The 18110-nt window shown below is 46.6% G+C and carries 15 protein-coding genes and 2 tRNA genes; 3 read left to right on the forward strand and 14 right to left on the reverse strand.

Features of this window, described 5'->3' with window-relative positions:
- Positions 1-218 precede the first annotated feature (218 nt).
- The 8 genes from NCY57_RS13080 to tsaE all read right to left on the reverse strand — a co-directional run bounded on the left by NCY57_RS13080 (position 219) and on the right by tsaE (position 5051).
- Positions 219-307 (reverse strand) — tRNA-Ser (locus NCY57_RS13080).
- Positions 308-445: 138 nt separating this feature from the next.
- Positions 446-531 (reverse strand) — tRNA-Ser (locus NCY57_RS13085).
- Between the two features lie 178 nt (positions 532-709).
- Complete coding sequence (gene ispD, locus NCY57_RS13090; protein WP_015525917.1) at positions 710-1414, reverse strand: 2-C-methyl-D-erythritol 4-phosphate cytidylyltransferase; 705 nt, start codon at positions 1412-1414, stop codon at positions 710-712.
- A gap of 21 nt (positions 1415-1435) precedes the next feature.
- A complete protein-coding gene (tsaD, locus tag NCY57_RS13095) occupies positions 1436-2455 on the reverse strand; it encodes a tRNA (adenosine(37)-N6)-threonylcarbamoyltransferase complex transferase subunit TsaD (protein ID WP_015525918.1) in 1020 nt (339 codons plus the stop codon).
- A gap of 4 nt (positions 2456-2459) precedes the next feature.
- Positions 2460-3371 (reverse strand): ribonuclease Z, encoded by a 912-nt coding sequence (locus tag NCY57_RS13100; protein ID WP_015525919.1) that lies wholly within the window; start codon positions 3369-3371, stop codon positions 2460-2462.
- Positions 3372-3448: 77 nt separating this feature from the next.
- Positions 3449-3892 (reverse strand): ribosomal protein S18-alanine N-acetyltransferase, encoded by a 444-nt coding sequence (gene rimI, locus NCY57_RS13105; RefSeq protein WP_015525920.1) that lies wholly within the window; start codon positions 3890-3892, stop codon positions 3449-3451.
- On the reverse strand, positions 3889-4614 hold the full coding sequence (tsaB, locus tag NCY57_RS13110; protein ID WP_015525921.1) for a tRNA (adenosine(37)-N6)-threonylcarbamoyltransferase complex dimerization subunit type 1 TsaB: 726 nt from the start codon (positions 4612-4614) through the stop codon (positions 3889-3891). Before tsaB ends, rimI begins: the two co-directional genes overlap by 4 nt.
- Entirely contained in the window at positions 4611-5051 is a 441-nt protein-coding gene (gene tsaE / locus NCY57_RS13115) for a tRNA (adenosine(37)-N6)-threonylcarbamoyltransferase complex ATPase subunit type 1 TsaE (RefSeq protein ID WP_015525922.1), read from the reverse strand. The genes tsaB and tsaE overlap by 4 nt, the downstream gene beginning before the upstream one ends.
- A 93-nt stretch (positions 5052-5144) precedes the next feature.
- Here tsaE and NCY57_RS13120 point away from each other — a divergent pair, with 93 nt between their 5' ends.
- A complete protein-coding gene (locus NCY57_RS13120) occupies positions 5145-5663 on the forward strand; it encodes a peptidylprolyl isomerase (RefSeq protein WP_021651510.1) in 519 nt (172 codons plus the stop codon).
- Positions 5664-5767: 104 nt separating this feature from the next.
- Here the strand turns inward: NCY57_RS13120 and NCY57_RS13125 are convergent, their stop codons facing one another.
- Positions 5768-6424 carry a YigZ family protein gene (locus NCY57_RS13125; protein ID WP_022426677.1) on the reverse strand — a complete coding sequence of 219 codons (657 nt, stop codon included), beginning with the start codon at positions 6422-6424 and terminating at the stop codon, positions 5768-5770.
- A 178-nt stretch (positions 6425-6602) separates the two neighbouring features.
- Here NCY57_RS13125 and NCY57_RS13130 point away from each other — a divergent pair, with 178 nt between their 5' ends.
- Positions 6603-9239: a transglycosylase domain-containing protein gene (locus NCY57_RS13130; protein WP_227589119.1), complete on the forward strand. Its 2637-nt coding sequence runs from the start codon at positions 6603-6605 to the stop codon at positions 9237-9239.
- A gap of 177 nt (positions 9240-9416) precedes the next feature.
- Here the strand turns inward: NCY57_RS13130 and NCY57_RS13135 are convergent, their stop codons facing one another.
- From NCY57_RS13135 to ftsH, 4 genes are all read right to left on the reverse strand, one after another.
- Entirely contained in the window at positions 9417-10352 is a 936-nt protein-coding gene (locus tag NCY57_RS13135; protein ID WP_021651514.1) for an ROK family glucokinase, read from the reverse strand.
- A 13-nt stretch (positions 10353-10365) separates the two neighbouring features.
- Positions 10366-11313 (reverse strand): HPr(Ser) kinase/phosphatase, encoded by a 948-nt coding sequence (gene hprK / locus NCY57_RS13140; protein WP_021651515.1) that lies wholly within the window; start codon positions 11311-11313, stop codon positions 10366-10368.
- Positions 11314-11423: 110 nt separating this feature from the next.
- Positions 11424-13271: an excinuclease ABC subunit UvrC gene (gene uvrC, locus NCY57_RS13145; protein ID WP_173734409.1), complete on the reverse strand. Its 1848-nt coding sequence runs from the start codon at positions 13269-13271 to the stop codon at positions 11424-11426.
- A 72-nt stretch (positions 13272-13343) separates the two neighbouring features.
- Complete coding sequence (gene ftsH / locus NCY57_RS13150) at positions 13344-15482, reverse strand: ATP-dependent zinc metalloprotease FtsH (RefSeq protein WP_250789747.1); 2139 nt, start codon at positions 15480-15482, stop codon at positions 13344-13346.
- 175 nt (positions 15483-15657) lie between these two features.
- On the opposite strand from ftsH, the gene NCY57_RS13155 reads away from it, so the two are divergent.
- The gene (locus NCY57_RS13155; protein ID WP_147603243.1) at positions 15658-17142 is read left to right on the forward strand and encodes a DUF1846 domain-containing protein; all 1485 of its coding nucleotides are present in this window, start codon (positions 15658-15660) and stop codon (positions 17140-17142) included.
- Positions 17143-17252: 110 nt separating this feature from the next.
- Here NCY57_RS13155 and NCY57_RS13160 read toward each other — a convergent pair whose 3' ends face one another.
- Complete coding sequence (locus NCY57_RS13160; protein WP_021651519.1) at positions 17253-18101, reverse strand: MBL fold metallo-hydrolase; 849 nt, start codon at positions 18099-18101, stop codon at positions 17253-17255.
- Positions 18102-18110: the final 9 nt, after the last annotated feature.

Here is an 18110-nt window from a genome sequence, read left to right on the forward strand (position 1 = left end):
ACCGTTTGGCTATCTCTCGTTTTTACTGCTTTTGGTTTGTTTAAACCGTTCTTTAAATGTAAAGAAATTTTCGAGAATCGTATGTGTTTCACTGTTTAGTTATCAAGGTTTGTTGTGTCTGTCTCTCGGACAGTTTGTTCATTTTATCTCATTCTCAACTGCTTGTCAAGAACTTTTTTTAATTTTTTCGAAGCATTTAGTCTTCAAAAAAATCAAAGCGGAGAAGGAGGGATTTGAACCCTCGCGCCGCGTTAACGACCTACTCCCTTTCCAGGGGAGCCCCTTCGGCCAGCTTGGGTACTTCTCCAAATTGCCCTACTTACTAAGTAGTTCCGATATTTATCTCTGCCGTTCTCAACGACAGGTGATATTATATCTCGTATCTTTTATGTTGTCAAGTACTTTTTTAACTTTTTTTAAAAGTTTTTATTCTGTATTTGGCAAACGGAGAGAGTGGGATTCGAACCCACGCGCCCTTGCGGACAAACGGTTTTCAAGACCGCCTCGTTATGACCACTTCGATATCTCTCCATATAATGTTTTTCAACATTTTTTGTGCTGTTTTGTCAGCGCATGTTGTATTCTATCATCAAATATCTCCCCTGTCAATAACAAATTTGATATTTTTTTCAAAAAATTGGACATATAGCTTCAATTTCTGCTATATGTCCATATTTACCGGGATTTTCACCCTGTTCTGCTCTCTATTCTACTCTCTGTTTTCCTTCAAAAATGCCTCCGCAACCACCAGATCTTCCGGTGTTGTGATCTTGATATTGCGATAAGAACCTTCTGAAAAGCGGATCTTCACCCCGGTCTCATGTTCTGCAACCATGGCATCATCTGTAATTCCTGTCATTTCCTTCTGCCGAATGCTGGTATATGCGCCATAGATCAGCGGGTACTGAAAGATCTGCGGAGTCTGGACGATCCATACACTGCTGCGATCCGGAGTTTCACTGACATTCCCATCCTCATCTGCGATCTTAACTGTATCCTTGGAAGGCATGCCTGTAACACTGGCACCTGTCTGTGCTGCTGCCATAAGTCCTCTTTCAATGATCCCATGATCAATAAATGGTCTGGCACCGTCATGGATCAGCACATACTCTGTATCTTTACACGCACGAAGTCCTTCATAAACAGAATCGTACCGTTCTTTTCCGCCGGATACTACAGCAGAAACCTTTGTAAAACCATATTTTTCCACGATTTCTTCTTTGCACCAGAAAACATACTCCTCCCCTGTTACCAGGATCACATCCCTGATCAGCGGACTTTCCTGAAAACAGCGCAGAGAATAACAGAGCACCGGCATCCCGTCAAGCTCCATAAACTGCTTCTGTATTTTGCTGTGCATTCTCTTTCCCTGGCCTGCTGCCAGGACAATAGCTGTATTTCTGCACTCTCCCATGATCAATTACCCCGGATTCTTTTATCTTTCGCCAAGCTTCAGGTTCGGAACCGCATTCAGATCCCAGCTGTGGCGTGTTCCCCTGATATATTCATAGTAAGCTGCCACACCGATCATCGCTGCGTTATCCGTACAGAAGATCGGTGATGGACGGTAAAATTTGTATCCACGTTCTGTACATGCTTTTTCCATAGCAGTGCGAAGTGCTCCGTTGGAAGCAACACCTCCTGCAATGGCAACCTTTTTCATGCCAAAATCAGCTGCTGCCTGCATGGTATGCTCTACCAGTACGTCAACAACCGCCTTCTGGAAGGATGCCGCGATATCTGCACGGTTTACTTCCTCACCTTTCATTTTTGCCCCGTTTAAATAATTAAGAACTGCGGACTTCACGCCGCTGAAGCTGAAATCATATGGATTTTCACCGATTTTTGCACGTGGAAACTCGATAGCGTCCGGATTTCCTTCCTTTGCCAGCTTATCGATCTTCGGTCCTCCCGGATATCCCAGCCCAATGGCACGTGCAACCTTATCAAATGCCTCACCTGCCGCATCGTCTCTGGTTCGGCCCAGGATCTCAAACTGGCCGTAGTCCTTCACAATAACAAGATGGGTGTGTCCACCGGATACAATGGCACAGAGAAACGGCGGTTCCAGATCCGGATGCTCAATATAATTGGCAGAAACATGGCCTTCTATATGATGCACGCCTACCAGTGGCAGGTTTCTTGCATAGGCAATAGCCTTGGCTTCTGCCACACCTACAAGAAGTGCACCGACAAGCCCCGGTCCATAGGTTACACCGATAGCATCAATATCATCCAGAGTGACATTTGCCTCGTCCAGCGCTTCCTGGATGACCTGGTTGATCCTTTCTATATGATTTCTGGAGGCGATCTCCGGTACAACACCTCCGTACAGTTTATGGATCTCGATCTGTGAGGAAATCACGTTTGATAAGACAGTCCTTCCATTTTTTACAACGGAAGCTGCCGTTTCATCACAGGAGCTCTCAATACCAAGAATTAATGTATCTTTCATTTTTTCAGTCCTCTTCAAAATTCAGTTCCACACTCTTCCCGTCTTTTCCCGGCCATGCCTTCGGAAAGATCTCACGTACTGTATCCATGTAATCATCCGGACGTACCAGAGAAGGGCTGTAATGGGTCAGCCACATTTCCCCCACTTCCGCATCACGGGCAAGAGTGGCCGCTTCACGAAACGTCATGTGTTTGTAGCCTTTTGCCTTTTCGATCTTGTCATCTTCACCGTACATTCCCTCACAGATAAAAAGATCGGAACCTTTTGCATTACGTAAAATAGACTCTGTCGGTCTGGTATCTGTGGTATAGGTAAGCTTGATCCCTTTTCTTGGCGGACCAAGCACCATATCCGGTGTGTAGATCCTTCCTTCATCCTCCACAGTCTGTCCCTTCTGCAGCGGATTCCAGAATTTCAGCGGGATCTCATGCTCCCTGGCACTGTCAGGAGAAAATTTTCCCTGGCGCAGGATCTCAAGGGTATAGCCATAGCAGGTAACATTATGGTTCACCCGAAATGCAGTGATCCGGTACCCATTCAGTTCCAGAACTTCCTCCGGTTTCGTGATCTCGATAAATTTAATTTCAAAGGGCAGCTCCGGTGCGATCACACGAAGTGCACTTACCACACGTTCCAGTCCTCTTGGGCCTACCAGAGTCAGCGGTTCTGTGCGGTCTGCATTTCCCATAGTCAAAAGGAGTCCCGGAAGTCCGCTGATATGATCCCCATGATAATGGGTAAAACAGATCACATCAATAGGCTTGAAGCTCCAGCCCTTTTCTTTAATGGCCACCTGAGTGCCTTCCCCGCAATCGATCATCAGACTGCTGCCGTTATAACGGGTCATCAGTGCGGTGAGCCATCTGCGTGGCAGCGGCATCATTCCTCCGCAGCCAAGTAAACAAACATCTAACATATTTTTCCTCTTTTCCTGTTCTGTGGCAAAGTTTAGCATACTTATCCCGTACAGACAAGTACCTCTCCCGGGTAAGCCTATTCAGAAACTGCGGTGCGTGTCATAAGAACAGCATCCTCTGTGGGATCTGTATAGTATCCCTTTCGCAGGCCATCCCGCACAAATCCCTGACGTTCATAAAGCCGGATCGCAGTCTCATTTCCTGCCCGGACCTCCAGATGGATCATGGTGATCCCACGCTCTTCTGCCAGACGGATCATACTTTCCATAAGGAAATTTCCGATTCCCTCTCTCTGACGGTCTCTGCGGACAGCCACATTGGTCACATCCCCCTCATCCAGCACCGTAAGAAGACCACAATATCCCAGGATCCGGCCCTTTTCTTCCACAACAAGAAACATCCCATTCTCTTTCATAAGAAATGTCAGAAATCCCTCTTTTGTCCAGGGGACTGAAAAAAGTTCCTCTTCGATCTCCATAACCTGATCCAGATCATCCACAAGCATTTCTCTTAAGATCATGCGTTTTCCCCTTCTGATCCTTTTTTCAGTTTCTGGGCACGCTCCCGCTCAGCCTGTGAAACACGGAGATAATCCGGTTTGTGCTCAGCCGCTGTCTCGGTTCTGCCTTCTTTATAATAAAGGACACCAAGTGCACCTACAGCACCTGCTCTCTGTCTGGAAAGATGGGCCGGTGCAAAAGAAAACGGTACAGTAAGCTTATCTGCGATGATATCTTTAAATACCGGGACTCCGTCTCCGAGGAATGTTACGGCTTCTCCCATCTCATTCAGCATGGAAAGAAGCTCCTCAATTCCCACTGCCATCTGATCCTTTACCGTCATGAGCCTGTGATCCTCGTAACGATAGATTCCCGTATAAACCTGCTTTCTTCTGGCATCCATGATCGGACAGATCAGTCCGTTTACATCATAGAGATTATAGGCCAGTGCCTCCACAGTCGGAATCCCGACCAGTGGTTTGTCAAGGGCAAGTCCAAGTCCCTTGGCTGTGGCAGAGCCAATACGGAGTCCGGTAAAAGAGCCCGGTCCCTTGGCTACCGCAATAGCGTCAATCGTCTTCAGATCCAGCTCTGTCATCTTCACGATCTCATCCAGCATGGGAAGAAGAGTCTGGGAATGTGTTTTCTTATAATTAACTGTATATTCCGCTACCAGTGTATCGTCCTCCACAACGGCTACGGATGCCACGATTCCGGAACTGTCCAGTGCCAAAACTCTCATTCTGTCTTTTCTCCTCTCTCCTCAATGGTGATCTTTCTGTATTCAAAGCCCTTCTCAAGATCTTTTTCAATGGTAACTTCGATCCTTTTTTCCGGCAGGATCTCCTCAATGAGTTCTGCCCATTCGATCAGACAGATTCCCTGCCCGAAAAAATAATCATCGTATCCGATCTCTTCCATTTCTTCCAGATCCCCGATACGATATACATCAAAATGATAAAATGGCAGACGTCCGTCTTCATATTCCTGGATAATGGTAAACGTAGGGCTGTTTACAGGTTCTGTAATTCCAAGACCTGCTGCCACTCCCTGTGTGAACACGGTTTTTCCAACTCCCAGATCGCCTGTCAGTGTGTAGATCTGTCCCGGCTTCGCATTCATTCCGATCGTCCTTCCGACCTCGAATGTTTCCTCAGGATCATGCGTTTCTATGACCATATTTTCCACCTTTTTCTTGCACAATTATTCTTTGCATATTATAATAGAGCGAACAGCGAAATACAATACTTTTTGAAAAGGAGTGCGAAAACTATGGCAAATCCTATCGTTACCATCACAATGGATAATGGCGATGTAATGAAAGCGGAATTATATCCGGAAGTTGCCCCGAACACAGTAAATAACTTCATCAGCCTTGTAAAAAAAGGCTTTTATGACGGCCTGATCTTCCACCGTGTCATCAACGGCTTTATGATCCAGGGCGGATGCCCGGACGGAACCGGTATGGGTGGCCCGGGATACAGCATCAAGGGTGAGTTCTCCCAGAACCGTTTCAAAAACGACCTGAAGCATACACCAGGTGTTCTCTCCATGGCAAGAGCCATGAATCCGAACTCTGCCGGAAGCCAGTTCTTTATCATGCACAAGGCTGCTCCGCATCTTGACGGAAGCTATGCTGCATTCGGTCAGATCATTGAGGGTATGGATGTTGTAAATGCTATCGCAGAGACAGACACGGACTACAGTGACCGTCCTCTTGACGAGCAGAAGATCAGCTCCATGACTGTTGATACCTTTGGTGTGGATTATCCGGAACCGGAGAAATGCTGACAGGAATAATTTTCTGAAATAAAAAAGCCCCGCGAAGAGCAGACTGTAACACAGATCATCTGCCCTCTTCCCGGGGTATTTTTATACTGACATTCTCTTTTCTTTTACTTTTCGAAGGTCTTCACTTCTCCGTTTACTTTCGCAAAATACAGTTCTGCATCCTTCTCAAGTCCGGCTCTTCCATTTGTTCCTTCTGTGATCGCCTTCTTCACCTCTTCGACCTGATCATCCGGCACAAGAAGCTTCAGGACAACCTTGTCGGTATATTCGGAATCCAGGATCGGCAAACTTCTTTCTCCTGCGATATACTGGATCTTTCCGATCCCTGTATAATCCGTCGTCACTTGAAGAGAGATCCCATGATGCTTCTCAATGACGGTACTTGCCGCCAATCCTGCCTGGACTGCACCGGAATATGCCCGCACAAGCCCTCCTGTCCCAAGAAGGACACCTCCAAAATATCTGGTCACCACAATGGCCGCATTATAGATCCCGGCTCCCAGAAGCACATCCAGCATAGGCCTTCCGGCTGTTCCGGATGGTTCTCCGTCATCACTGCAGCGGGTGGCTTCCCGGTTCATCCCTACGGAATATACATAGCAGTTATGACGTGCATCCCAGTATTTTTTTTTCATTTCTTCGATAAAGGCAAGGGCCTCTTCTTCTGTTTCCACAGGACGGACGGTTGCGATGAAACGGGATTTTTTTTCCACAAGTTCGCCTTCGCCGCCTTCGTATATGGTTTTATAATGTTCCAGCATGGTTTACGCCTCCGTTATCTATATCCAACCCTCTGTTTCAGGCAGAGTTTTCTTTATTGTATAATAATTATCTTCATTGCACAATGTATAAGATATCATGAATTGTGAAATTTTTTTTAAGGCTTTATTTGACATCTCATATTTGTTATAATGAAACGGATTATAAAGGAGGAATATTATGAACTACGGAAAAAGATCCACTTCCAAGAAGCGGAATGCTCTGATCTCCCGTACTTCCATGCTGGAAAAAAGAGCACACGTTTCGTTTATCCGGGTTTTATTTACAGCTCTGATCGCAGTCTGCGTCATAGTTGTCTGCCTTGGTATCGGCTCCTTCCGGGGCGTGATCGCCGGAGCACCTGACGTCAACGATGTGGATATTTCACCTCTCGGATATGCAACCTTCCTGTATGATGACCAGGGAACACAGATGCGACAGCTTTCAGCCCCTACATCCAACCGTCTTCCAGTCTCCCTGGACCAGATCCCGGTCAGTCTGCAGCATGCAGTGGTAGCCATTGAGGATGAGCGTTTTTATGAACATAACGGTATTGATGTCCGCGGTATCGCACGTGCCGGAATGAAGGCGATCACCACCGGTAACTTTTCCGAGGGTGCCAGTACCATCACACAGCAGCTTCTGAAGAATAATGTTTTCACTGACTGGACCAACGAATCCACACAGCTGGAACGTTTCACACGTAAATTCCAGGAGCAGTACCTTGCTGTACAGATTGAAAAAAAATATGACAAAAATGTGATTCTTGAGAATTACCTGAATACCATTAACCTGGGTGCAGGTTCCTACGGTGTACAGGCCGCTTCCAAAAAATACTTTAACAAAGACGTATGGGATCTGAATCTTTCTGAATGTGCCACCCTTGCCGGCATCACGCAGAACCCTACCAAATTCAATCCGATCACCAATCCAAAGGCAAACTCCAAGAGACGGAAGGAAGTCTTGGATCACATGCTGGATCAGAATTACATCTCACAGGATGAATATAATGCAGCACTGAATGATGACGTTTATTCCCGTATCCAGGCCGCACAGCTTGAGAACACCGAAGAAGAAAGTACCGTTTACACGTATTTCGAAGATGAGGTTACCAATCAGGTCATCAGCGACCTGATGAACATTAAAGGATATACCAAGACACAGGCTACCAATCTTCTTTACAGCGGTGGTCTGAAGATCATGACAACCCTGGATTCCAACATGCAGCAGATCCTTGATGAGGAATATGCAAACCCTGATAACTATCCGGCCAATGTTCAGTATGAACTGGATTATGCACTGACTGTACAAAGCCCGGATGGAAAACAGACAAACTACAGCAAAGAAATGCTGCAGCTGTATTTCCGTGATCAGGATCCGGAATTTGATCTTCTCTTTGATTCTCCTGAAGAAGGTCAGCAGTATGTGGATCAATACAAGGCTAACATCCTGGCAGACGGAAGCACCGTAGTATCTGAGCGTGTAAACTTTGCGCCACAGCCACAGTCTTCCATGACTGTCATTGACCAGCATACCGGTTACGTAAAAGCCCTGATCGGAGGCCGTGGTGAAAAAACAGCCAGCCTGACTCTGAACCGTGCCACTGATACGACCAGACAGCCTGGTTCTACCTTTAAGATCGTTTCCACCTATGCACCTGCGTTGAACGAAAAAGGCGATACACTTGCTACAACCTTTATGGATGAGCCTTACGAATACCCGGACGGATCTCCTGTCAACAACGCCTCAAGAAGCTACGGCGGCGAGACCACCATCCGCAAAGCGATCCAGAATTCCATCAACGTTGTAGCTGTTAAATGCCTGGAGCAGGTTACCCCGGCTCTCGGCCTTAAATATCTGGATGATTTCGGTTTCACCACACTAGCTCACGGAACTGAGGCAGATAAAGATGCCAACGGAAATATCTGGAGTGACGCCAACCTGGCTACTGCTCTTGGCGGTATCACCAAAGGTGTCAAGAACGTGGAACTTTGTGCTGCATATGCAGCCATTGCTAATGGCGGGAACTATATCAAACCGATCTATTATACACAGATCCTTGATCATGACGGAAATGTTCTGATCGAGAACTCCTCCGTTTCCAGATCTGTGATCAAAGACAGTACCGCTTATCTTCTTACAAGCGCCATGGAAGACGTTGTAAAAAAAGGTACCGGTACCGCCTGCCAGCTGGACAATATGACTGTAGCCGGAAAAACAGGTACTACAGAGGACTACAATGACCTGTGGTTCGTAGGCTACACACCGTACTACACCTGTGCAGTATGGTCCGGCTATGACAACAACGAAAAAATTCCGGAAGATGCCCGTAACTTCCACAAAAATCTCTGGAAAAAGGTTATGACCCGTATCCACGAGGGCCTGGAGGACAGAGATTTCGATATGCCTTCCAGTGTGGAAAAAGCCAGTGTCTGCGCAGAAACCGGTCTTCTTCCCAGATCCGGATGCCCGACTATCACAGAGTATTTTGATATCTCCAGTCTTCCCACCGAATACTGTGATCAGCATTTCTACGGCAGCAGCGATTACGATGAAGAGGACTATTATTATAACGAAGATACGGACGCCGATACCGATGCAGCAGCTGAAGCGATTCCAAGCGCAGCTCCGGACAGTACTGACAGCACCGACACTGACAATACTGACAATTCCGATGACGGTTCCGATAATACCGGTGATGATACTGACAATTCCGGAACAGACGACAACACCGGTGGTGATGACGGCAGCTATGATAACAGCAATGATACCGGTGGCGATGACACCGGCGAAGATCCGGTAGAATATTATGAATGATCTCCATTATAGGTATCTTTCATAAACAACATATAAAAAAAGTGGTTTCCTGAAATATGGAAACCACTTTTTTTACTTTTAATAACTTCTTACTGTCTCGCAGTTTATCAGTTCAGGCAAGTCCCACCCACCGCTTATTACTTTTCGCAATTGAAGCAGGGTACTTCCCTGGTTCGGTTAAAGTACCATCTTGGCTGCACCGTAGATTCCTGCATCATTGCCAAGTGTCGCGATCACGATAGGAGTATCCTTGCAGGATTCAAAAGCATACTCTCTGTAATATTTCCGGATACAGTCAATAAGCGGCTGTCCGGCCTTGGAAACTCCTCCGCCGATAACAATGGTCTCCGGATCTGTCACACAGCAAATAATGGCAAGAGCACCACCCAGCTGCTCTCCGACCTTTTCCATGGTTGCTACAGCTACCGGATCATTCTCCTTAAATGCGTCCAGAACTGCTTTTGCTGAAATCTCTTCGGCATCTCTGAGAACACTGTTCTCACCGGAAGCTGCAAGCTCTTTTTTTGCCATGCGGACAATTCCGGTCGCAGAAGCATACTGTTCCAGACAGCCCCTGTTTCCGCAGTTGCAGGATTCTGTTTCATGATGATCCACATTGGCATGTCCGATCTCACCGCCAGCTCCGTGATGTCCGGTCACGATCTTTCCATCAACAATGATACCACCGCCTACACCTGTTCCAAGTGTGACCATGATCACATCGGAGGAGCCTGCTGCAGCACCCTTCCATGCCTCTCCCAATGCCGCTACATTGGCGTCATTTCCAGCTTCCGCATGAAGACCTGTAAGTTCTTCCATCTCTCCCACAACGTTCTTATATCCCCAGAAGAGATTTACTGCACGTGATACTTCGCCTTTGGAGTTTACCGGTCCCGGAACACCGATCCCGACGCCTTCCACCTCCTCTTTGGAGATACCCTTTTCTTCCATCTTGGCATTTACTGCTGCTGCCACATCAGGAAGGATCTGATCTCCATTGTTTTCTTTACGGGTTGGAATCTCCCATTTCTCAACAAGAGTACCATCCGTACGGAAAAGTCCGCATTTTACAGTTGTTCCACCTACATCGATTCCAAAACAATATGTTCCCATTTCTTACCCTCTCTTATTCTTCGTCATCCGGATTTTCTCTTTTTTTCGCAAGATTTGCCTGTACACGCTTGTACAGAGCCTCTGCCGCATTGTATCCCATCTTCTTCTGTCTGTGATTGACAGCCGCTGCCTCAACGATGATCGCCAGGTTACGGCCCGGACGGATCGGAAGAGAATGGCATACTACCTTATTTCCAAGGTACTCTGTATACTCCTCATGCAGTCCAAGACGATCGTATTCCTTGTCTCTGTCCCACTCCTCAAGCTTGATCACGAGATCGATAGACTGGGTATCCTTAACGCTCTCAACACCGAACAGTGTTTTTACATCGATGATACCGATACCACGAAGTTCGATAAAGTGACGTGTGATATCCGGCGCAGATCCCACCAGTGTTACGTCACTGACCTTACGGATCTCAACAACATCATCACTGACAAGACGATGACCTCTCTTGATCAGCTCCAGGGCTGCCTCACTCTTACCGATACCGCTCTCACCTGTGATCAGGATTCCCTCGCCGTAAACATCAACCAGCACACCATGAATAGAAATACATGGTGCAAGCTGCACGCCCAGCCAACGGATGATCTCTGCCATAAAACTGGAAGTTGTTCTTTCTGTCACGAATGTCGGAACATTATATTTAACAGCCAGATCGATCATGTCCTGAGACGGACGAGTCATGGTACTGAAAATAACACATGGGATCTTGCTGGAAATGAAACGTTCATATTTAAAACGTCTCTCCTCCTCATTAAGCTGCATCAGATACGTATACTCTACATATCCGATGATCTGAACTCGTTCATTGGCAAAATGCTCCAGATATCCGGTAAGCTGAAGCGCAGGTCTGTTGATCTCCGCAGTCTTGATCACGATGCCTGACAGGTCGATCTCCGGAGTCAGATTATTAAGCTCCAGTTCCTGTACCATCTTTGTCAACTGTACACCCTTCATACTTTTGTCTCCTTTTCGCTGAAAGTTTGCATTCTCACTGCCGTTTTACCGAGGCGTGAGACACCTTATCTTTAATTATACACAATCACTGCTGAAACTGCAATGCAGCATCAGGATTTATGAAAAAATTCATAGACCTGACGGGCGCTTCTGGCATTCATGCTCTCTGTCTGTGCCAGTTCTTTCTCCGATGCATCCCGGATATTTTCCACAGATTTAAATTTACGCAGAAGGGCTTTCCTCCTGGTATCACCGATCCCCGGGATATCATCCAGGATAGAATGGACCTGTTCCCTGCTCCTGAGGGAACGATGGTATTCAATGGCAAACCGGTGGGCTTCATCCTGGATCCTGGTGATCAGGCGGAAGCCTTCGCCGGATGTGTCAATGGGAATCTCCACATTGTTGAAATACAGGCCTCTCGTCCGATGATGATCATCCTTGACCATACCGCAGACCGGGATGCTTATCCCAAGCTCATTCAGTACCTTCAGAGCGATATTTACCTGCCCTCTTCCACCATCCATCAGGATCAGATCCGGAAGCCTTGCAAAGCTGTCAAATTCTCCGTTACTCTCATGAGTGAACCTTCGGGTCAGAACCTCTTCCATGCTGGCATAATCGTTGGGTCCCTGTACCCATTTGATCTTGAACTTACGGTAATCACTGCGTTTGGGACGGCCTTTTTCATAAACTACCATGGATCCCACAGACTCAAAGCCACTGATATTGGAAATATCGTAAGCTTCCATGCGCACCACATTTTTCAAACCCAGCCATTCTTCCACCTCGTGAACAGCTCCGATGGTTCGTCCTTCCTCCCGCCTGATCCGTTCTCTGTCCTTGGCAAGTACCATACGGGCATTTTCTAGGGCAAGTTCTACCAGCTTTTCCTTGGTTCCCTTCTTCGGGACCCGGATGTGTACCTTCTGCTTTCTTCTTCCTGACAGCCACTCCTCGATGATATCTGCATCTTCGATCTCACTTTGCAGCATGATCTCAGATGGGATAAATGGCGTTCCCGCATAAAACTGTTTCAGAAAGCTGGAAAGGACCTGCGCCTTTGTATCGCCCTTTGCCACACGGAGATAAAAATGATCTCTGCCGATCAGCCTGCCATCTCGGATAAAAAACACCTGGACAACCGCATCCTGATCCCTGAGGTCTTCACTGTCATCCATGGCTACTGCAATGATGTCCCTGTCCTCCTGCCCGTAGCCGGTGATCTTCTGACGTTCCCCGATCTTCCGGATACTGCTGATCAGGTCCCGGTATTCCATAGCATCTTCGTAGCGCATTTCCTCCGAAGCTTTCTGCATTTTTTCCATCAGCTCACTAATGGCGTCCTGAAAATCTCCATTCAGAAATTTGATCACCTTATTGATATTCTTCCGGTATTCTTCCTGGCTGACATATCCCTGGCAGGGTGCCTTGCACTGCTTCATATGATAGTACAGACAGGGCCGGTCCTTTCCGGTATCTCTCGGAAGACTGCGGTTGCAGGAGCGTACCTGATACAGCTTCCGCACTAGTTCGATCACGTCCTTTACTGCTCCGCCGCTTGTATAGGGGCCAAAATATCTTGCCTTGTCCTTTTTCATTCTCCTGGCAAAAAGCACTCTCGGGTATGGCTCATGAACTGTCACCTTAATAAACGGATAGCTCTTGTCATCTTTGAGCATAGTATTATATTTCGGACGATGTTCCTTGATAAGATTACACTCCAGCACAAGGGCTTCCAGCTCCGAATCCGTAATAATGTACTCAAATCTGGTAATATGTGTAACCATCCGTTCAATCTTGGCACCTTTATTACGACTGCTCTGGAAATACTGGCGCACACGATTCTTAAGGCTTATGGCTTTTCCCACATAGATGATCTCGTCTTTCTCGCCATGCATGATATAAACTCCCGGTTTTGCCGGAAGCTTCTTTAATTCTTCCTCGATTATGAACATACTTTATTCTCCTGTTTTACTATTACAGTAATAAGAAAACCGGGATTTCTCCCGGTTTTCTTATGATCTGTTTTATGCCTGTGATCCCGGCTTTTCTTCTGTTTCTGCATGATCGCTATCTGTTGTCTGAGCAGATTCTTCTGTTTTCTCCGGTGCCTGCATATCCTCTGTCAGTTCCTGTCCGGATATCTCCGGTCTGAACTGAACCGATTCTGTACTTTTTGCAGCCTCGTTATTTTCCGCGATCATTTCAATATCCTGTTTATTGGACACTTCTTTTTCATCCTCGGAAAGTACCAGATCATCCAGATTCTCCGGGATATCCAGGCCCTGCTGAACTGCACGGAGGATCTTCATGAACTCTTTACCTGTAATGGTTTCCTTGCGGATCAGATATTCTGCGATCTTATCCATCTCTGTTCTGTGACTTCCAAGGATCCTCTTGGCTTCCTCATAGGAATGGTGGAGAAGCTTCATCACCTCATGATCGATCTCTGTTGCGGTATCATCACCACAGTTTAAAACTGCTCTTCCGCTGAGATACTGGTTCTCCTGTGTGGCAAGTCCCATCAGTCCGAACTTCTCAGACATACCATACTGTGTGATCATGGCTCTGGCCACCTTGGTAGCCTGCTCAATATCATTGGCAGCACCTGTAGTGACTGTGTCAAAAACGATCTCCTCAGCAGCACGTCCGCCAAGATAGCCTACCAGCATAGCTTTCAGTTCTTTCTTGGTGTTGAGATATTTTTCTTCCTCAGGTACCTGCATAACGTAACCCAGTGCTCCCATGGTACGGGGTACGATGGTGATCTTCTGTACAGGCTCCGCATCCTTCTGGAGTGCATTTACCAGTGCGTGTCCGACTTCATGGTAGGATACGATCCGGCGTTCCTGTTTGCTTAAGATACGGTCCTTCTTCTCTTTTCCCACCAGAACTACTTCTACGGATTCTTCCAGGTCCTTCTGTGATACAGCTTTACGTCCCTTCTTGACTGCAAGGATCGCAGCCTCATTGATCATATTAGCAAGATCAGAGCCTACCGCACCGGAAGTTGCAAGTGCAATAGCTTCAAAATCAACGGTGTCATCCAGAAGTACGTTCTTGGCATGTACCTTCAAGATATCCACCCTTCCTTTAAGATCCGGTCTGTCAACGATCACACGTCTGTCAAAACGTCCCGGACGGAGAAGAGCCGGATCAAGAACCTCCGGTCTGTTGGTCGCAGCAAGGATCAGAAGTCCCTTGGATGTATCAAAGCCATCCATCTCCGCAAGCAGCTGGTTCAATGTCTGCTCACGCTCATCATTTCCGCCGCCATAGCGGGAATCACGGCTTTTACCAATGGCATCGATCTCATCGATAAATACGATACACGGAGCATTCTTCTTGGCTTCCTCGAAAAGGTCACGGACACGTGAGGCACCCACGCCCACAAACATCTCCACAAATTCCGAGCCGGAAAGAGAGAAGAACGGTACCTGCGCTTCACCTGCAACTGCCTTGGCAAGTAATGTCTTACCGGTTCCCGGAGGGCCTACAAGAAGTGCGCCCTTAGGCAGCTTGGCTCCGATGGCTGTGTATTTTCCGGGGTTGTGAAGAAAATCCACAACTTCCTGGAGAGATTCCTTGGCTTCATCCTGACCTGCCACATCCTTAAAGGAAACGCCCGTTTCCTGCTGCACATATGCCTTGGCTTTGCTCTTGCCTACGCCCATGCCCATGATCCCGCCGCCTTTGTTCATGCGGCGCATGGAGAACATCAGAAGTCCGAACAGAAGCAGTGTCGGCAGAACCACGCTCAGGATCATTGCAACAAATTCACCAAAAACATCCGGCGGATCGGTCTCAAACTTGATTCCCTTTCCTTCCAGTCTCTTGGTAAGTGCTGTACTGTCTTCGGTCTTCGTGGTGTAATAGCTCATATCCTCGTACTTGGAATTCTTTTTCTTGGGTACGATCGTCAATGTACTGGACTGGATCGTTACTTCCTTAACCTGGTCCTTATCCACCATATCGATAAATTTATCATAGGAGATCTCACTGCTGTTATCCTTCAGCATATTGGTAAACAACGCGAAGCACACCAGTGTGACCAGGAGGCATATCAGAAAAGCCAGAATCGACTGATGATTTTTACCTGATCCCTGCCTGGGATCTTTGTTGTCAGGTCGCTTCCCGTCCTGATCATTATTCAGTTGATTATTCATTTTTTTCCTCCTCTTGTCATTTCTTTATTATAAAGAGAAAAACCATATAAATCAACTGCGAGATTACAAAAATACCATCGAAAAAACACCGCATTGGATATTGCCAGTGAACGTAAAGTTGTAGTATACTGTTCCCAGTGATTTGGAAAATTAAAGAGGAGAGGAAATCAGACAAATGAAAATAGGTTTTGATAATGACAAATATCTGAAAATGCAGTCAGAACACATCCGTGAAAGAATCGGTCAGTTCGGCAACAAACTTTATCTTGAATTCGGCGGCAAACTGTTTGACGACTACCATGCATCCCGTGTTCTTCCGGGTTTTGAACCGGACAGCAAGCTCCGTATGCTGATGCAGCTTTCTGATCAGGCGGAGATCGTTATTGTTATCAGTGCCAATGACATTGACAAGAATAAAGTACGTGGCGATCTTGGGATCACCTATGACGAAGATGTTCTCCGTCTTATGGATGAGTTTACAAGCCGTGGCCTGTACGTGGGAAGCGTATGCATCACACAGTACTCCGGTCAGGAAAGCGCCGATCTCTTCAAAAAACGTCTGGAGAAACTGGGAATCCGTGTCTACAAGCTTTACCTGATCCCCGGCTATCCAAGCAACACTTCCTTTATTGTAAGTGACGAGGGTTATGGAAAGAATGATTATATTGAAACTACCAGACCTCTAGTCGTGATCACAGCACCGGGACCAGGAAGTGGAAAGATGGCAACCTGCCTTTCCCAGCTTTACCACGAATACAAACGAGGAGTAAAAGCCGGCTATGCAAAATTTGAGACCTTCCCAATCTGGAACCTTCCTCTGAAACATCCGGTAAACCTTGCCTACGAAGCTGCCACTGCAGATCTGAACGATGTCAACATGATCGACCCGTTCCATCTGGAGGCTTACGGCAAAACTACCGTCAACTACAACCGTGACGTAGAAGTTTTCCCTGTTGTACAGGCCATGTTTGAGAAGATCATGGGCAGCTGCCCTTATAAATCTCCGACAGATATGGGGGTCAACATGGCAGGTAACTGCATCGTTGACGATGAAGTATGCCAGGAGGCTTCCCGCCAGGAGATCATCCGCCGTTATTATAAGAGCATGAACGCTCTGGTTTCCGGCTCCGGCACAGAGAATGAAGTACGTAAGATCGAGCTTCTTCTCCAGCAGGCTCATGCAGAGATCACTGACCGTAAGGTTGTTCCGGCTGCCCTCGAAAAAGAAAAAGCAACCAATGGCCCTGCCGCCGCTATGGAACTTCCTGACGGAAAGATCGTATGCGGAAAAACCTCCGATCTTCTCGGCGCATCCGCTGCTCTTCTTCTCAATGCCCTGAAAGAGCTGGCAGGAATCGATCACGAGCTTCATGTGATCTCCCCGGATGCCATCCATCCGATCCAGCAGCTGAAGACCAAATATCTGGGAAGCAGAAATCCACGTCTTCACATTGATGAGATCCTGATCGCCCTTTCCATGAGTGCCGCAACCAGCGATGCCGCACGCCTTGCCCTGGAACAGATCCCGAATCTCCGTGGATGCCAGGCTCATACTTCCGTAATGCTTTCCGATGTGGATGTGATCAGCTTCCGTAAGCTTGGTGTTGAGCTTACCTGCGAAGCCAAGGCTGAGAAAAAGAAAGAATATCAGAAAGTCTGATCTTATAAACACCAAAATCCCCTGTGCCGGATCTACGTACAAACGCCGAACCGTACAGGGGATTTTTTTGAGGGAATCTATAATCAATCAACTTGCCGATATTTTCCTATTTAATTCATCCTATCTTTCTGATAGACAATACCACCTGTTGTAAATTTCACAACACTTCCGTTTTCGACCATATGAAAATAAGGTTCACCTTTCTGTTCTCCTGAAAATATTTTCTCAATTCCGTCACAATATATATTTATAATTTCCGGAGATAACGCATACTTTTTATAACAGTCTTTTTCTTTTTCGCAGACATGAGCAGGAAAAACGCTGCTTACTTTTTTTCTGATTTTCTTCAATTTTAAAAGGCTTTCATAGTATACACGCAAAGAAGCAGATGGGGCAAGCGGACTTTTTCCAGGATTCAAATGTCCCCACACTTCCCAGGTGAGCATGATATCTCCTGTAAAAAGCCATCCTTTCTTCTCCTCAAACAATGCAATACACCCCAGGGTATGACTGGGAACTTCCAGAACTTTAAGTTTTTTATCTCCCAGATCAAAGATATCCCCATCCCTGACTGTACAGATTTTTCTTGCCGGTCCGGGATTCCACATTTCAAACGAAAATCCCTCTTTTTCAGGAATTTCAAAGAACATGAGCTCAGACATTTCTCTCAGCTCCTGGTCTACGATCTGATGGGAAAAAGGTTCGTCATACCTTCCCACACATACTTCTTCAAATTGATAATTTCCTGAATTATGATCCACATGAGCATGAGTATTTACAACAATCAGAGATTTTTCTCCACAAAGTTTCAAAACTTCTTCTTTTAAATCGGTAAGTCCCAGTCCCGTATCCAGAAGAAGAGCTCTTTCTGTTCCATTTATCACATACATAACCGTCTTATCTATTTCATTGATCGCCCACAGATCTTTTTCCAACGGAATGATCCTGAATAACTGCATCTTCATTCC

This window comes from Blautia sp. MB18-30 (assembly GCF_023669475.1).
GTDB lineage: Bacteria > Bacillota > Clostridia > Lachnospirales > Lachnospiraceae > Blautia_A > Blautia_A fusiformis.